The sequence below is a fragment of the Pseudomonas fluorescens genome (assembly GCF_902497995.1).
GTDB classification, from domain to species: domain Bacteria; phylum Pseudomonadota; class Gammaproteobacteria; order Pseudomonadales; family Pseudomonadaceae; genus Aquipseudomonas; species Aquipseudomonas fluorescens_BK.
Map to the genome: position 1 here is coordinate 24,637 of NZ_CABVII010000041.1, position 15,601 is coordinate 40,237.

14 protein-coding genes and 1 pseudogene are annotated in these 15,601 nt (G+C 59.2%); 8 read left to right on the forward strand and 7 right to left on the reverse strand.

What is annotated here, in order from left to right; all coding sequences use genetic code 11:
- Positions 1 to 85: 85 nt before the first annotated feature.
- Positions 86 to 1,207, forward strand: a complete 1,122-nt coding sequence (locus F8N80_RS29710) for a beta-ketoacyl-ACP synthase III (RefSeq protein WP_150785270.1) — start codon at positions 86 to 88, stop codon at positions 1,205 to 1,207.
- A gap of 140 nt (positions 1,208 to 1,347) precedes the next feature.
- On the opposite strand, the gene F8N80_RS29715 is transcribed toward F8N80_RS29710, so the two are convergent.
- Positions 1,348 to 2,640, reverse strand: a complete 1,293-nt coding sequence (locus F8N80_RS29715; RefSeq protein WP_150785271.1) for a putative porin — start codon at positions 2,638 to 2,640, stop codon at positions 1,348 to 1,350.
- A gap of 281 nt (positions 2,641 to 2,921) precedes the next feature.
- On the opposite strand from F8N80_RS29715, the gene F8N80_RS29720 reads away from it, so the two are divergent.
- A complete protein-coding gene (locus F8N80_RS29720; protein ID WP_150745830.1) occupies positions 2,922 to 4,046 on the forward strand; it encodes a GNAT family N-acetyltransferase in 1,125 nt (374 codons plus the stop codon).
- 140 nt (positions 4,047 to 4,186) lie between these two features.
- On the opposite strand, the gene F8N80_RS29725 is transcribed toward F8N80_RS29720, so the two are convergent.
- The 4 genes and pseudogenes from F8N80_RS29725 to F8N80_RS29740 all read right to left on the reverse strand — a co-directional run bounded on the left by F8N80_RS29725 (position 4,187) and on the right by F8N80_RS29740 (position 8,409).
- Positions 4,187 to 6,019, reverse strand: a complete 1,833-nt coding sequence (locus F8N80_RS29725; protein WP_150745829.1) for an ABC transporter ATP-binding protein — start codon at positions 6,017 to 6,019, stop codon at positions 4,187 to 4,189.
- A gap of 82 nt (positions 6,020 to 6,101) precedes the next feature.
- Positions 6,102 to 6,662, reverse strand: a complete 561-nt coding sequence (locus F8N80_RS29730) for a peptidylprolyl isomerase (RefSeq protein WP_150745828.1) — start codon at positions 6,660 to 6,662, stop codon at positions 6,102 to 6,104.
- A gap of 3 nt (positions 6,663 to 6,665) precedes the next feature.
- Positions 6,666 to 7,471: pseudogene (locus F8N80_RS29735) on the reverse strand (alpha/beta fold hydrolase).
- Positions 7,472 to 7,485: 14 nt separating this feature from the next.
- Entirely contained in the window at positions 7,486 to 8,409 is a 924-nt protein-coding gene (locus F8N80_RS29740) for a LysR family transcriptional regulator (RefSeq protein WP_034146184.1), read from the reverse strand.
- Between the two features lie 48 nt (positions 8,410 to 8,457).
- Here F8N80_RS29740 and F8N80_RS29745 point away from each other — a divergent pair, with 48 nt between their 5' ends.
- From F8N80_RS29745 to F8N80_RS29760, 4 genes are all read left to right on the forward strand, one after another.
- Positions 8,458 to 8,787: a 3-phosphoglycerate kinase gene (locus F8N80_RS29745; protein WP_150745826.1), complete on the forward strand. Its 330-nt coding sequence runs from the start codon at positions 8,458 to 8,460 to the stop codon at positions 8,785 to 8,787.
- 231 nt (positions 8,788 to 9,018) lie between these two features.
- Positions 9,019 to 9,618 (forward strand): FMN-dependent NADH-azoreductase, encoded by a 600-nt coding sequence (locus F8N80_RS29750; RefSeq protein ID WP_150745825.1) that lies wholly within the window; start codon positions 9,019 to 9,021, stop codon positions 9,616 to 9,618.
- 338 nt (positions 9,619 to 9,956) lie between these two features.
- A complete protein-coding gene (locus F8N80_RS29755; RefSeq protein ID WP_150745824.1) occupies positions 9,957 to 10,823 on the forward strand; it encodes a carboxylate/amino acid/amine transporter in 867 nt (288 codons plus the stop codon).
- Between the two features lie 114 nt (positions 10,824 to 10,937).
- Positions 10,938 to 11,786 (forward strand): mechanosensitive ion channel family protein, encoded by an 849-nt coding sequence (locus F8N80_RS29760; RefSeq protein ID WP_150745823.1) that lies wholly within the window; start codon positions 10,938 to 10,940, stop codon positions 11,784 to 11,786.
- 168 nt (positions 11,787 to 11,954) lie between these two features.
- Here the strand turns inward: F8N80_RS29760 and F8N80_RS29765 are convergent, their stop codons facing one another.
- A complete protein-coding gene (locus F8N80_RS29765) occupies positions 11,955 to 13,253 on the reverse strand; it encodes a mechanosensitive ion channel family protein (RefSeq protein ID WP_150745822.1) in 1,299 nt (432 codons plus the stop codon).
- 191 nt (positions 13,254 to 13,444) lie between these two features.
- Here F8N80_RS29765 and F8N80_RS29770 point away from each other — a divergent pair, with 191 nt between their 5' ends.
- On the forward strand, positions 13,445 to 14,791 hold the full coding sequence (locus F8N80_RS29770) for a DEAD/DEAH box helicase (protein ID WP_150745821.1): 1,347 nt from the start codon (positions 13,445 to 13,447) through the stop codon (positions 14,789 to 14,791).
- An 81-nt stretch (positions 14,792 to 14,872) separates the two neighbouring features.
- On the opposite strand, the gene F8N80_RS29775 is transcribed toward F8N80_RS29770, so the two are convergent.
- Complete coding sequence (locus tag F8N80_RS29775) at positions 14,873 to 15,148, reverse strand: hypothetical protein (protein ID WP_150745820.1); 276 nt, start codon at positions 15,146 to 15,148, stop codon at positions 14,873 to 14,875.
- A gap of 232 nt (positions 15,149 to 15,380) precedes the next feature.
- Between F8N80_RS29775 and F8N80_RS31810 the strand changes: the two genes are divergently transcribed.
- A partial coding sequence (locus F8N80_RS31810) for a hypothetical protein (RefSeq protein WP_224790776.1) occupies positions 15,381 to 15,601 on the forward strand: 221 nt, incomplete at its 3' end.

Below are 15,601 nucleotides of genomic sequence, written 5' to 3' on the forward strand. Positions count from 1 at the left end.
TTGCATCCCCGGATGGGAATAGACCCTTAATGTGTTGGTACGTCAGTGCCAACACTTTCTGCCTGAACAGATTAGAGAAACGACCATGCATAACGTCGTCATCAGCGGCACCGGCTTGTACACCCCGGCCAACAGCATTTCCAACGAAGAGCTGGTGCAGTCTTTCAACGCTTACGTCGCGCAGTTCAACGCCGATAATGCCGACGCCATCGCGCGCGGCGACATCGAAGCGTTGACCGAATCCAGCGTGGCGTTTATCGAAAAAGCATCTGGCATCAAAAGCCGCTTTGTCATGGACAAGGCCGGCATCCTCGACCCGCAACGCATGGCGCCACGCCTGCCGGAACGCTCGAATGACGAGTGGTCGGTGCTTTGCCAGATGGCCATCGGCGCCGCTGAACAAGCCTTGCAGCGCGCCGGCAAGACCGCCGCAGACATTGACGGCGTGATCGTTGCCTGTTCCAACCTGCAGCGCGCCTACCCGGCCATCGCCATCGAAGTCCAGGAAGCGCTGGGCATCCAGGGTTTCGGCTTCGACATGAACGTAGCCTGCTCCTCGGCGACCTTCGGCATTCAGACCGCCGCCAACAGCGTGCAACTGGGCCAGGCCCGGGCGATCCTGATGGTCAACCCGGAAGTCTGCACCGGTCACCTGAATTTCCGCGACCGCGACAGCCATTTCATCTTCGGCGACGCCGCCACCGCGGTGATCATCGAACGTGCCGACCTGGCCACCTCCCCGTACCAGTTCGACGTGGTCAGCACCAAGCTGCTGACCACGTTCTCCAACAACATCCGCAACAACTTCGGCTTCCTCAACCGCGCGGCGGAAGAGGGCATCGGCGCCAAGGACAAACTGTTCGTCCAGGAAGGCCGCAAGGTGTTCAAGGAAGTCTGCCCGATGGTCGCGGATCTGATCGCCAAGCATCTGGAAGAAAACCAGCTCAACGTCACGGACGTGAAGCGTTTCTGGCTGCACCAGGCCAACCTCAGCATGAACCACCTGATCGTCAGGAAACTGCTGGGCCGCGAAGCCACCGAGCAGGAAGCCCCGGTGATTCTCGACACCTACGCCAATACCAGCTCTGCCGGTTCGGTGATTGCCTTCCACAAGCATCAGGATGATCTGGCGGCCGGTTCGCTGGCGGTGCTCAGCTCGTTCGGCGCCGGTTATTCGATTGGTAGCGTGATTCTGCGCAAGCGCTGAATCCGCTCCTACAGGGGAGGTGGCCACAACAAAACAGCCTGGTGTTGCCGGATCGGACGGAGGATGGGGACCGATGCAGCAACGCCAGGCTGTAAAAAGATGCGCCTCGGGCTTCCTTGCCCGAGCCATGTAGCGAGGAATCAGAACTTGGCTTCTGCATCCAGCTGCAGGGTGTTGATTTTCGAATCCCGCAGGTTGGCGTTGGTGTAGTCGGAATCAGCCATGAAGTACGTCGCGCCGAGGGCGAAGTTCTTGTCGATCTCGTAGCTCACTTTCAATTTGCTGCCGCGAGAACCGGTGAAACCGTTGGCGAAGTCGGAGTCGGTGAAGGCGCCGACCACGGCGTTACGCTGTATGTCGCGATAGTTGTAGTCTACGCCGAAGCCGTAGAACTTGGTCTTGACGCCGGCCAACCAGCCCATGTCCTGATCGTTGCTCGCACTGTCGTTGTTGACGATTTGACCGTATAGCGACAGTGGCATTGGCAGACCGCCGATGTCGAGCGAACCAAAGCCTTCGTACACTTTGAACTCTTCGCCCGGACTGTTGCCGTTGATGGCCAGGGAAGCGGTGTCCTCGTCGTTGTCGTAAGCGTAGAGACTGCCACCGAGCGTCATTTTCAGGTTGTCGGTGATAGCGAAGCGTGCGCCCAACTGGCCCGCGTACAGACGCAGGTCGTGACGGAACTGCTTGCCTTCGCCATCGACGTTGTCCTGGAGGGTGTAGTGGCCGGCGCTACCGAACAGCTCGGTCGAGCTGCCTAGCGGATATTTGTAAGTTACAGCCAAACCTTCCGGGCTGATGTCGCTATCCCAGATGATGTCGCCCATGCTCACCCAGGGTTGCGGCATCTTGCCGCCGATCAAGTGCAAATTCTTGATGGCAGTCGGGTGGTAGTCGACGTAGCCCTGATCCAGCCAGATATCTTTCTTGGAGAAGTTGCCTTCCAGACTCTGGTTGGTGGAGCGAGCATCGTTGTTGTTGCCGGTGGCGATACGAATACCGGTGTCCACTTGCGGATTGATTTCGGTGTAGGCTCCCAGGCGGGCACGAATACGTTGACGATCCTGGTCGCCGGTGTTCGATACGCCATCGTTCTTGACCGTTTCCTGACGGAAACGAACATCGCCCTTGAACTGGGTCTTGGCGGCCCAGGCCAGTTTCTGGTCGAAGGTGCTCAGTTCATTGGTTTTCTTCGCAGTCGCCGCGATTTGCTCATTGGTTTCTTGCTGAGCCTGACGGGCAATCTGCTGGTCCTTCTGATCCTTGGCCAGCTCGGCCTGGAGTTCAGCGTACTGCGCTTGGGAAATCGAACCGTTGGCCTTGAGCATGTCGAGCAGTTTGGCGTCGACTGCGGCGCTGGCCGGAACACTCATGGCCAGCAACAGGCCACCACACAGGGCTGCCGCAGTTTTGGTGGAAGCAAGACGCATATCAATCTCCGCAGATATAAGAGGATGACTGAGCCATCCAGAACACAACCGACCTTGAAGGACGGAAAACAGTGGCCGGGTAGAACCCGACGTTCTAAAAACTGGCGCCAGTATCGCGATGGATTATGACAATGCAGTGGCAAAATGATGGCGACTCGATGACGATCCATATGCACCTCAAACCCCTTTTCCAGAGCACCGCGGTCGGATAGGTCGTGTGCAGAGCACCGCGATAAGCGATACTCCCGGGGCTTTCACGCTAAGAGTTGGAGAGGAAGTCGATGCCGTTGCAACGTCTGGAAAATCTGTCCGAAATCGCTGCGCACACCTGGGATGCCCTGGTGCCGGATAGCCAGCCGTTTCTGCGCCATGCCTTTCTCGGCGCGCTGGAAGACAGCGCCAGTGTCGGCCCGCACTCGGGCTGGCAGCCCGAGCATTTGTTGCACATGGAAGGTGACCGGTTGATCGCCGCGTTGCCCGCTTACCGCAAATGGCATTCCTATGGCGAGTACGTGTTCGATCACGCCTGGGCCGATGCCTGCGAGCGCGCCGGCATCGACTATTACCCCAAACTGTTGAGCGCCGTACCGTTCAGCCCGGTCAGTGGCCCGCGCTTGCTGGCGGCCACGTTCGAAGACGGTTTCGAACTGTTGAAAAGCCTGCCCGGCTATCTTGAGATCGAACAGCTCTCCAGCGCCCACATCAATTTCACCGATCCTTTCACCGATGCCGCATTGGCCGAACAGCCCGGTTGGTTGCAGCGCATCGGCTGTCAGTACCACTGGCAGAATCGCGGCTATCGGGATTTTCAGGATTTCCTCGACGTGCTCAGTTCGCGCAAGCGCAAGCAGATGCGCAAGGAGCGCGAGCAAGTGGCGGGGCAGGGGATTGATTTCGAATGGCTCGAGGGCCGGCAGCTGGATCAGGTGCAATGGGATTTCGTGTATGCCTGCTACGCCAACACCTACGCAGTGCGGCGGCAACGGCCCTATCTGACCCGGGAGTTTTTCAGCCTGTTGGCCGAACGGATGCCGGAATCGATTCGCGTGGTGTTGGCCAAACAGGGTTCACGGCCAGTAGCCATGGCGTTCAGCCTGGTGGGTGGCGACAGCTTTTACGGTCGTTACTGGGGGTGCCTGGCGGAGTTTGACCGGCTGCATTTCGAAACCTGCTTCTACCAGGGCATGGATTATGCGATTGCCAATGGCTTCCAGCGTTTCGACGCCGGGGCCCAGGGTGAGCACAAGTTGATTCGCGGGTTCGAGCCGGTGATCACACATTCCTGGCACTACTTGCGCCATCCCGGCCTGAAAGCCGCGGTCAAAGACTTCCTGCGCCAGGAGCGCGTCGGGGTGTTGGCGTATGCCGAAGAAGCGCGGAGCGCCTTGCCCTATCGACAAGTCTGATCCTGTTTTCGGAGTGACGCTGATCCCTTGTGGGAGCGGGCTTGCTCGCGAAAGGGAGTGTCAGTCGACATCAACGTTGCCTGACCCACCGCTTTCGCGAGCAAGCCCGCTCCCACAGGGTCGGTGGTGGGCGGCCAGGTTCAATCAATCCCGACAAACCCACCCGTCTGGTGCTGCCACAACCGCGCATATAATCCGCCATGGGCCAGCAGTTCGGCGTGGCTGCCGGTTTCGGCGATCGTGCCTTTTTCCAGCACCACCAACCGGTCCATCCGGGCAATGGTCGAGAGCCGGTGGGCGATGGCGATCACGGTCTTGCCCTGCATCAGGGTTTCGAGGCTTTCCTGGATGGCCGCTTCAACCTCCGAATCCAGGGCCGAGGTGGCTTCGTCCATGATCAGGATCGGCGCGTCCTTGAGCAGTACCCGGGCAATCGCAATGCGCTGACGCTGGCCGCCGGAGAGTTTCACCCCGCGCTCACCGACATGTGCATCGAAACCGGTCCGTCCTTCGGAGTCCGACAGCAACGGGATGAACTCGTCGGCCCGGGCCTTGTGCACCGCTTCCCACAGTTCGGCATCGGTGGCGTCGGGCTTGCCATAAAGCAGGTTGTCGCGGATCGAGCGGTGCAGCAGGGACGTATCCTGGGTGATCATGCCGATACGCTCGCGCAGGCTTTCCTGGCCAACCTCGGCAATATTCTGGCCGTCGATGAGAATGCGCCCACCCTGCACGTCATACAGGCGCAGGAGCAAATTGACCAGGGTCGATTTGCCGGCGCCAGACGGGCCGATCAGGCCGATTTTCTCGCCGGGTTTTATCGTCAGGTCGAGGTTGCCGATGATCCCGCTCTTCTTGCCGTAGTGGAAATCCACACGCTCGAAACGTACTTCGCCACGGGGTACGACCAAGGGTTTGGCCTGCTCGCGGTCGGTGACGCTGACCGGCTGGGAAATAGACTGCAAACCGTCCTGGACCATGCCGATGTTTTCGAAAATGCCGGTGACCACCCACATGATCCAGCCGGACATGTTGACGATACGGATCACCAGGCCGGTGGCCAGCGCAATGGCGCCCACGGTGATCAGCGATTGCGTCCACAACCACAGGGCCAGGCCGGTGGTGCAGACGATCAGCAAGCCGTTCATGCTGGTGATGACCACGTCCATACTGGTCACCACCCGGCCGGCCAGTTGGGCTTTTTCGGTTTGTTCCTTGATCGCTTCGCGAGCGTATTGCTGCTCGAAACGGGTGTGGGCGAACAGCTTCAGGGTGGTGATGTTGGTATAGCCATCGACAATCCGCCCCATGAGTTTGGAGCGCGCATCGGAGGACACCACCGAGCGCTCCTTGACCCGTGGCACAAAGTAGCAAAGGGCGCCGATGAAAGCGCCAATCCAGGTCAGCAGCGGGATCATCAGGCGCCAGTCGGCTTCGGCGAACAGCACCAGCGAGCTGATGGCGTAGATCAGAACATGCCAGAGCGCGTCCACCGCTTGCACGGCCGAGTCGCGCAACGAGTTGCCCGTCTGCATGATGCGTTGGGCGATGCGGCCGGCGAAGTCGTTCTGGAAAAAATTCAGGCTCTGTTTGAGCACATAACTGTGGTTCTGCCAGCGGATCAGGCTGGTCATGCTGGGGCTCAGGGTCTGGTGCACCAGCAAATCATGCAGGCCGACGAACACCGGGCGCAGGATCAGCGCCACCACGGCCATCCAGGCCAGCTCGATCCCATGATCCTTGAAGAAATCGACGTTCGGCGTGCCCTGGGCCAAATCGATGATGCGGCTCAGGTAGCTGAACAGCGCCACTTCGATCAGCGCGCCGAACAGGCCGACGATCAGCAGCACGGCGAAACTCGGCCAGACCTGCTTCAGGTAATAGGTATAGAAGGGGAGAACCCGATCCGGCGGGGCCGCCGTCGGCGCTTCGCGGAAGATGTCGATCAGCTTTTCAAAACGGCGATAAAGCATTGGTTCTCCGCCCGCGCACGGGCTCTCCTTTGAACAGTGTGAGCGGCGCACTCCGGCAGCCGCTCAAGACTTGCTGTGTAGCTTAGTCGATGACTTTGGCCGACTTGATGAACACAGGGTCGGCCGGCACATCTTTCATGCCGCCACGCGTGGTGGTTGGCGTGTTGACGATGATGTCCACCACGTCCATGCCTTTGACGACTTTACCGAACACGGCATAGCCGTCGCCCTGGTCCAGGAAGTCGTTGTCCTTGACGTTGACGAAAAACTGGCTGGTGGCCGAATCCGGCACGGAAGTACGGGCCATGGACAGCGTGCCACGCACGTTATGCAGACCGTTCTTGGACTCGTTCTTGATCGGTGCCTTGGTATCTTTCTGCTGCATTTGTTGAGTGAAACCACCGCCCTGGACCATGAAGCCCGGAATCACACGGTGAAAAATCGTGTTGTTGTAGAAGCCGCTGTTGACGTACTCAAGGAAGTTCTTGGTACTGATCGGTGCCTTGACCGGGTCCAGTTCGATCTCGATCTGGCCGTTGGTAGTTTCCAGCAGCACGTGCGGCGCCTTGGCGGCGGGCGTGGCGGCCATCAGATTGGCGGCAAACAGCACGGAGCCGGCGACGAGGGCGATTTTTTTCAGCATGGGTCAGTGATCCTGAGTGTGGTGGTATCGACTGCGGTGAGAAACTCGAGCAGGGTTTGGTTGAAGCGTTCGGGTTGATCCAGCGGGGTGGCGTGGCGCGAATCGGCGACCACCACCAGCCGCGCATCGGGCAGCAGTTTTACATAAGCCTCTTTCAGCGATACCGGTGTGTAGTCACGGTCGGCGCTGACGATGAGGGTTGGACAGGCAACCCTGGAAAGTCGTTCCTGAACCCCCCAGCCAACGATCGCATCGAAGCTGGCGAGATAAGCGTGTCTGTCGTTTTTTGCCCAGCGCTCGGCCATTTTTTGCCTGAGTTCAGCCTGCTCGGGTTTGGGGAACAGCTTGGCGCCCAGGGCTTTGCCGATGGCGCCGAGGCTGAGGACGCGCATCAGGCTCCAGCGCTTGAACCACCACCAGTACTCGTTGTGGCTGCGCAGTTTGACCTCGGGCGCGCTGTTGACGATGCACAGGCTTTTGAGCAGCTGTGGCTGGTCCACCGCCAGTTGAAACCCGATCATGCCGCCCATCGACCAGCCGGCATAATGCACCGGGCCAAGGTTCAAATGCTCGATCAGTGCAATCAGGTCGGCACTGAACCCGGCGATGCTGTAGCGTTCGCGAGGTTTATCCGAGCGACCGTGGCCGCGTATGTCCGGGACGATCACCCGGTAGCGCGCCGACAAGGCCGGGATCTGTTGTTCCCAGTCCAGGGTGCTGGAACCCAGCCCGTGGACCAGCAGCAACGGCGTGCCGTGGCCATATTCCTCATAGTGCAGGTTGCAACCTTCATGTTCGAAATAGGCCATGTTCACACTCCGTGTCAGGCTTGTTCAGGGGCGGCGAAAGGCGCATCCAGCGGCGCGGTATCAAAAGTGCGCAGCAATTCGATGAGTATCTGTGTCGCCGGGCCCAGGGGTTTGTCCTTGTTCGAATACAGGTAGAAGCTCGGATTACGGCTGCCGCCCTGATCCAACGGTAGCAGCTTGAGCGTACCTTCCTTGAGTTCCCGTTCAATCATGTGCCGGGGCAACCAGGCAAAACCCAGGCCGCTGCTGACAAAGGTCGCTGCGGTGGCCAGGCTGCCGACGGTCCAGCGCTGTTCGGCACCGAGCCAGCCGACATCCCGTGGCTGCTGGCGACCGGAGTCGCGGATCACCACTTGCATCTGGCTTTCCAGGTCCTGGAAATTCAGTTCGCGATTGAGGCGGTGCAGGGGATGGTCGGGGTGGGCGACCGCGACGAATTCGACGTCGCTCAATTCCGCGCCCAGGTAACCGGGAATGCTGAAGCCGGTGATGGCCAGATCGGCCACCCCTTCCAGCAGTACTTCCTCGACGCCCGACAACACTTCTTCGCGCAGACGTACCCGGCACCCGCGGCTTTGCGGCATGAACGCGGTCAAGGCGCGCACGAGACGGGCGCTCGGGTACGCGGCATCGACCACCAGCCGCACTTCCGCTTCCCAGCCTTGCTCCATGTGGTGGGCCAGGTCTTCGAGCTGGCTGGCCTGTTTCACCAGTTGCCGGGATCGGCGCAGCAATACACCGCCGGCTTCGGTCAGCACCGCTTTACGACCGTCGATGCGCAGCAGCGGTACGCCGAGTTGGTCCTGCATGCGCGCCACGGTGTAGCTGACCGACGATTGCGAGCGGTGCAGCGCCTCGGCGGCCTGGGCGAAACCGCCGTGGTCGACCACGGCCTGTAACGTTCGCCATTGATCAAGGGTCACGCGGGGCGCTTTCATGAACACCTCCTCTTGTCTAAGCTGGCAGTCCTTATTGGAGACTGCTGAATGAAAAAGCTTTGTCGTGTTATTTCGGGTTGTGCAGTGCTGGCGCTGCTGCCGCTGACGGCGGTAGCCTATCCGATCGATGTACAAAAAGAGCTGAACGGCTTGAGCATCGACTACAACGCCTATGACACCGATAGCGACATCGCTTCCATTCAGGTCAACAACTACGGGACTACCGATGCGATCTGCAAGGTGGTGTTCAACAATGGCCCGGAAGCGCCGCGCACCCGCAAGATCGAAGTGCCTGCCGGCAAACATAAAAATGCCACCGCCAAATTCACCCGCACCATCATCAAGATGCGCATCGACCTGACCTGCACCCCGAAATAATATCGATATCCCCTGTGGGAGCGGGCTTGCTCGCGAAGGCTGTGTGCCATTCAACAGACTTGTCGACTGATACGCCGCCTTCGCGAGCAAGCCCGCTCCCACAGGGTATGTTCAGCTTATAAACGAATTTATTGATGGGTTATAGCAGTTATTTGCGCTTTTTCATCGATATGGTTCTGTTTAACCTTCACTCCATCGACCTACAGCATTCTCAGATGGAGGCTACAGCCCATGTCCCGCGTTCTGATCATCGAAAGCAGTGCCCGTCAGCAAGACTCGGTTTCGCGTCAACTGACCCAGACGTTCATCAGCCAGTGGCAAGCCACTCACCCCAACGACCAGATCACCGTGCGTGACCTGGCCGCCAACCCGGTGCCGCATCTGGATATCAACCTGCTGGGCGGCTGGATGAAACCCGCCGAACAGCGTAACGACATCGAACAGGCTGCGCTGGAACGCTCCAACCAATTGACTGACGAACTGCTGGCCGCCGACGTGCTGGTCATGGCAGCGCCCATGTACAACTTCGCGATCCCGAGCACCCTCAAGGCCTGGCTCGACCACGTGTTGCGTGCCGGCGTGACCTTCAAGTACACCGAAACCGGCCCGCAAGGTTTGCTCAGCGGCAAGCGTGCCTACGTGCTGACGGCTCGCGGCGGAATCTATGCCGGTGGCCCGGCGGATCACCAGGAACCCTACCTGCGCCAGGTCATGGGCTTCATCGGGATTCACGACGTCACCTTCATTCACGCCGAAGGCATGAACCTGGGCGGTGACTTCCAGGAGAAAGGGCTGAACCAGGCCAACGCCAGGCTGTCCCAGGTTGCCTGAGGCGTTAATCGCCAGATAATCGCCGGATGGTTTAGTGACTTGGCGCAACCCTTCAAGCCTGTACGCGCATCGAACCTCCCTTTGCACTTGTTGCTCCTGAGTGCGGTAGCCCGATTGAACGCTTTAGCGAGATCGGGCTTTTTTTTGCCCGGGATTTTCTGAGCGTGGCACGAAACTGTAGGAGCGAAGCTTGCTCGCGAAGACGGTGTCACATTCAACATTGATAGCGACTGACACACCGTCTTCGCGAGCAAGCTTCGCTCCTACAAGGATCTGCGTGTTCTCGCGATCGCCGGCAAAACCCGCTATCGTCGCCGCCATTCGAAAATGAGGCGAGCATGGGCTATCTACTTTTTGTCACGCTGATCCAGGCGTTTTCCTTCAGCCTGATCGGCGAATACCTGGCCGGGCATGTCGACAGCTACTTCGCGGTACTGGTGCGGGTCGTGCTCGCCGGTCTGGTGTTTATCCCGCTGACACGCTGGCGCTCGGTGGAACCGGCGTTCATGCGCGGCATGCTGCTGATCGGGGCGTTGCAGTTCGGCGTGACTTACGTCTGCCTGTACCTGAGCTTCCGGGTGCTGACGGTGCCGGAAGTGCTGCTGTTCACTATCCTCACGCCGTTGCACGTGACCCTGATCGAAGACGCCCTGAACCGGCGCTTCAATCCCTGGGCCTTGATCGCGGCACTGGTTGCGGTGGCGGGCGCGGCGGTGATTCGCTTTGACCGGATCAACCCGGACTTCTTCATGGGCTTCCTGTTGCTGCAACTGGCCAACTTCACCTACGCCGCCGGGCAGGTGCTCTATAAGCATCTGGTGGCGCGTCATCCGAGCGATTTGCCGCATTACCGGCGTTTCGGCTACTTCTACTTGGGTGCATTGGCGGTGGCGCTGCCGGCGTTTCTGCTGTTCGGCAAACAAAACTTTTTGCCGCAAGCACCGCTGCAATGGGGCGTGCTGTTATTCCTCGGCCTGGTCTCGACGGCGCTCGGGTTGTACTGGTGGAACAAGGGCGCGTGCCTGGTGAACGGCGGGACGCTGGCCGTGATGAACAATCTGCATGTGCCGGTGGGTTTGCTGATCAACTTGCTGATCTGGAATCAGGATGAGGAGCTGGGGCGGTTGTTCCTGGGCGGCTCGGTGATTTTGATGGCGGTGTGGATCAGCCGGTTGGGCGTACGAAAAGCTTTGGCTGTCACCTGAGCCTCGCAGGCTGGGTGCTGTTGTACTGCGATACGTAGCGCTGCCCATTGACTGGCGGGGCGTACCGGCTGTGCTAGTGTTTTTGAACCAATTCTCCACCTTTGAGCGCCAGCCATGGACGAGACTATCGTTAACGTTACCACCGCGAAGTTCAACGCGTTAATCGCGCTGGTGCAACAGTATGGTGCCGCTTTCGCGGTGAAGATCCTCTCCGCCATCGCCTTCTGGATCGTCGGACGCTGGCTGATAGGCTTTGCTGTCGGCATGGTGCAGCGGGCCCTGGGCAAACAGAAGGTCGACCCGACTGTACTGCGCTATGTTGGCTCAGCCATTACCGTGACGCTGAACATCATTCTGGTGATCGGTATCCTCGGCTACCTGGGCATGCAGACGACCACCTTCGCCGCGCTGCTCGCTGCGGTCGGTCTTGCGATCGGTCTGGCCTGGTCGGGATTGCTGGCCAATCTGGCGGCGGGCGCGTTTATTATTGTCCTGCGCCCATTCAAGGTCGGCGACTTCGTCTGCGCGGGTGGGGTGACGGGTACGGTCATCGAGATCGGTCTGTTCGCTACCGCTGTCAACACCCCGGATAACGTGCTGACTCTGGTCGGTAATAACAAAATTTTCGGCGATAACATTCAGAACTTCACTCACAACCCGTTCCGCCGTGTCGAACTGAAAGCACAGCTATCGGGCGCGGCCGACTGGAAAGCGGCGGCGGCCTTGCTGAAACAACACATTGCCGCGATCCCCAATGTGCTCGCCGAGCCGGCAGTGGAGGTGGAGATTTTGGAGTTCAATCTGGTCGGCCCGGTGTTGGCGGTGCGTCCTTACTGCCATAACGAGCACTATTGGCAGGTTTATTTCGACACCAACCGCATCATCAAAGATTCCCTCGGGGAAGCCGGTTTCCCGGCCCCGATGCCGGCGCAGACGGTAATCATCCAACAACATGCCGGGTAAGCCGAGGGCCTGCCAAAGCGTTCAATATCTCCCGTTCCAGGCTGTTGGCCGTGGCTGGAACCGCCATCACGGCCTCCTCCCGGAACGCGTTTAAGTTCGCATTTGTTTTTACCTCACCTCTGTGAGGTGGGGAGGCCGATGAGATGAGCGCCACAGTGTTTTGGGGTGTTACATGATGTGTTTTTCTGGCCCGGGGATGTGGCTCGCGCCCAGTATCGCCGGGAGCAGCCCGGCCCTTAGGTCCCCGCCACTCGGCTGCTGATAAAGACTCAACCCGAACTCCGGCAACACCGCCAGCAAGTAATCGAAAATATCCCCCTGAATCCGCTCGTAATCCGCCCACGCCGTGGTGCGGGTGAAGCAGTAGATCTCCAGCGGAATGCCCTGGGCGGTGGCCTGCATCTGACGAACCATGCAGGTCATGTTCGGCTGGATTTCCGGGTGGCTCTTCAAATACGCCAGGGCATAGGCGCGGAAGGTCCCGATATTGGTCATCCGTCGACGGTTGGCCGACATCGCCGCCACCTTGCCCTGGGCTTCGTTCCAGGCCTTGAGTTCGGCCTGTTTGCGGCTGATGTAATCGGTCAGCAGCTGCACCTGGGCCAGCTTCTGCTCTTCGTCGTCGCGAATGAAGCGCACGCCGCTGGCATCGATGAACAGGCTGCGCTTGATCCGTCGTCCGCCGGACTGCTGCATGCCGCGCCAGTTCTTGAACGACTCGGACATCAGGCGCCAGGTCGGGATCGAAACAATCGTCTTGTCGAAGTTCTGCACCTTCACCGTGTGCAAGGTGATATCCACCACATCGCCATCGGCGCCGACTTGCGGCATCTCGATCCAGTCGCCGACCCGCAGCATGTCGTTGCTGGTCAGCTGCACACTGGCCACGAATGACAGCAGGGTGTCCTTGTAGACCAGCAGTATCACCGCCGACATGGCGCCCAGCCCCGACAGCAGCAACAGTGGCGAACGGTCGATCAGGGTGGCGACGATGATGATCGCGCCGAACACGTACAGCACCATTTTCGCCAGTTGCACGTAGCCCTTGATCGAGCGGGTGCGGGCGTGCTCGGTGCGGGCATAGATGTCCAGCAGGGCGTTGAGCAGGGCGCTGATCGCCAGCACCAGGAACAGGATGGTAAACGCCAGCGCCGCATTGCCGAGGAAAATCAGGCTGGTCTTGCCCAGCTCCGGCACCAGGTGCAGGCCGAACTGGATCACCAGCGACGGCGTCATCTGCGCCAGGCGGTGAAACACCTTGTTATGACGAAAGTCGTTGATCCAGTGCAGCGCCGGCTGGCGGCCAAGCAATTTGGTCGCGTGAAGAATGAGGTAACGCGCCACTCGTCCGAGGACCAGCGCAATCACCAGCAATATCATCAGCGCCAGGCTGGAATGCAGGAGCGGGTGCTGATCGAGGGCACCCCAAAGGTCTTGGACATTGAGCCAGAGCTGTTTGATATCCATGGGCAAAACGTATCTTCTGTAGAATGCGACGGGGCGATTAGAGCATTTAACAGGCTTTGGATGACGTTTGAGGACAAAAGGCGCAACAAAAAACCACTGTTTAGCGCCGTTTGTATAAAGAAACTCGGCCTTCGCGCTCGAAACCGTTACCCTATGCAGCTGTTTTTTTGTATTTCTTCGAGGTAGCACCCGTGTTTTCCCAATTCGCCCTGCACGAACGCCTGCTCAAAGCCGTGGCCGAGCTTAAATTTGTCGAGCCAACGCCTGTGCAAGCAGCGGCTATTCCGCTGGCGCTCCAAGGGCGTGACCTGCGGGTGACAGCGCAAACCGGTAGCGGTAAAACCGCCGCCTTCGTTCTGCCGATCCTCAACCGCTTGATCGGCCCGGCGAAAGTCCGCGTCAGCATCAAGACCCTGATCCTGCTGCCGACCCGCGAGCTGGCCCAGCAGACGATCAAGGAAGTCGAGCGTTTCGCCCAGTTCACCTTCATCAAGTCCGGTCTGATCACCGGCGGTGAAGACTTTAAGGTCCAGGCCGCCATGCTGCGCAAGGTGCCGGACATCCTGATCGGTACGCCGGGGCGGATGATCGAGCAACTGAACGCCGGCAACCTCGACCTCAAGGAAGTCGAAGTGCTGGTGCTCGACGAAGCCGACCGCATGCTCGACATGGGCTTTGCCGAAGACGTGCAGCGTCTGGTGGAAGAGTGCACCAACCGTCAGCAGACCATGCTGTTCTCCGCCACCACCGGCGGTTCGGGCCTGCGCGAGATGGTTGCCAAGGTGCTGAACAACCCTGAGCACCTGCAACTGAACAACGTCAGCGATCTGAATGCGACCACCCGTCAGCAGATCATTACCGCCGACCATAACCAGCATAAAGAGCAGATCGTGAACTGGCTGCTGGCCAACGAGACCTATCAGAAGGCCATCGTCTTCACCAACACCCGGGCCATGGCCGACCGTATCTACGGCCGCCTGGTGGCGCAGGAATACAAAGCCTTCGTGCTGCACGGTGACAAAGACCAGAAAGACCGCAAACTGGCGATCGACCGTCTGAAGCAGGGCGGCGTGAAAATCCTGGTCGCCACTGATGTCGCCGCTCGTGGCCTCGACGTGGACGGCCTGGACCTGGTGATCAACTTCGACATGCCGCGCAGCGGCGACGAGTACGTGCACCGCATCGGTCGTACCGGCCGCGCCGGTAACGATGGCCTGGCCATCTCGCTGATCTGCCACGGCGACTGGAACCTGATGTCGAGCGTCGAGCGCTACCTCAAGCAGAGCTTCGAGCGCCGCACCATCAAGGAAGTCAAAGGCACCTACGGCGGACCGAAAAAGGTCAAGGCCTCGGGCAAAGCCGTCGGTGTGAAGAAGAAAAAAGTCGACGCCAAGGGCGACAAGAAGAAAACCGGCGCCAAGGCCCCGACCAAACGCAAGATCGCCAACCGCCCGAAGACCGACGCCCTGTCGCTGGTCAGCAAGGACGGCATGGCGCCGCTCAAGCGCCGCAAGCCGGAGGCGCCGGCTGCTGAATAAGGCGTCGGTAGCGATGTAATAAAAAACCCGGGAGTGTCCGGGTTTTTTATGCCTGGAAATCTGTAGGGCCTTTTTTAACCTTCAACCCTCCGCTTTCTTCTCAGCCGTTCCCAGCTCCTTCAATCGCTGATCGATCAACTGGCACTTGTCCGGCAAATCCTTGCTGGCAGTGCCCAAGTCCATCTTCTGCAGCTCGTCATTGATCTCCTTGGCCTTGGCCGGATTCTGCTCGGTAAGCTTGGTGATTTCCCTGGCCAGTTGTTCGCGCTTGGCCGTGGCTTCTTCGGGCGTGCAAGCCCAAACGGGAAGAGCGCAGGCGAAAGTGGCAGCCAGGGTGAATTTCAGCAGGGTTTTCATAGGGCAGGCCTCGGTTCCGGTTAAGGCGGGTTAACCGGTTGAGGGTTGCAGGGCGCAAAAAGTTCAGTGATGGCAATGGGCGATTGCAGAATTGCCCATTTCAAGCTGAATTATTAAAAGCGCCGCCGACAACTGTAGGAGGCCGCCCAGCCTGCGAAGAGGCTGCGCTTTCGCGCAGAGAACATGCCGATAAATCGGCAAATAATTTATCTTAAAATCAATGAGATAAATTTTGTTCTATAAGAGCTGGCTTGCCAGCGAAGGCGACCTAAAGATCAACGCACAATCCAAGGGCCCCTTCGCTGCGGTGCGGCGATCCGACAAGCCAGCTCCTATGTATGGACTCGCCCCCACTGTCTACCCGCTTTCAAAAAAACTGCCGCCCCGTTGCATCTATGTATTAGGCCTATTCGAGGAAGCCGTCATCGGCTTCTGGCCAAAATTGGAAGAGCT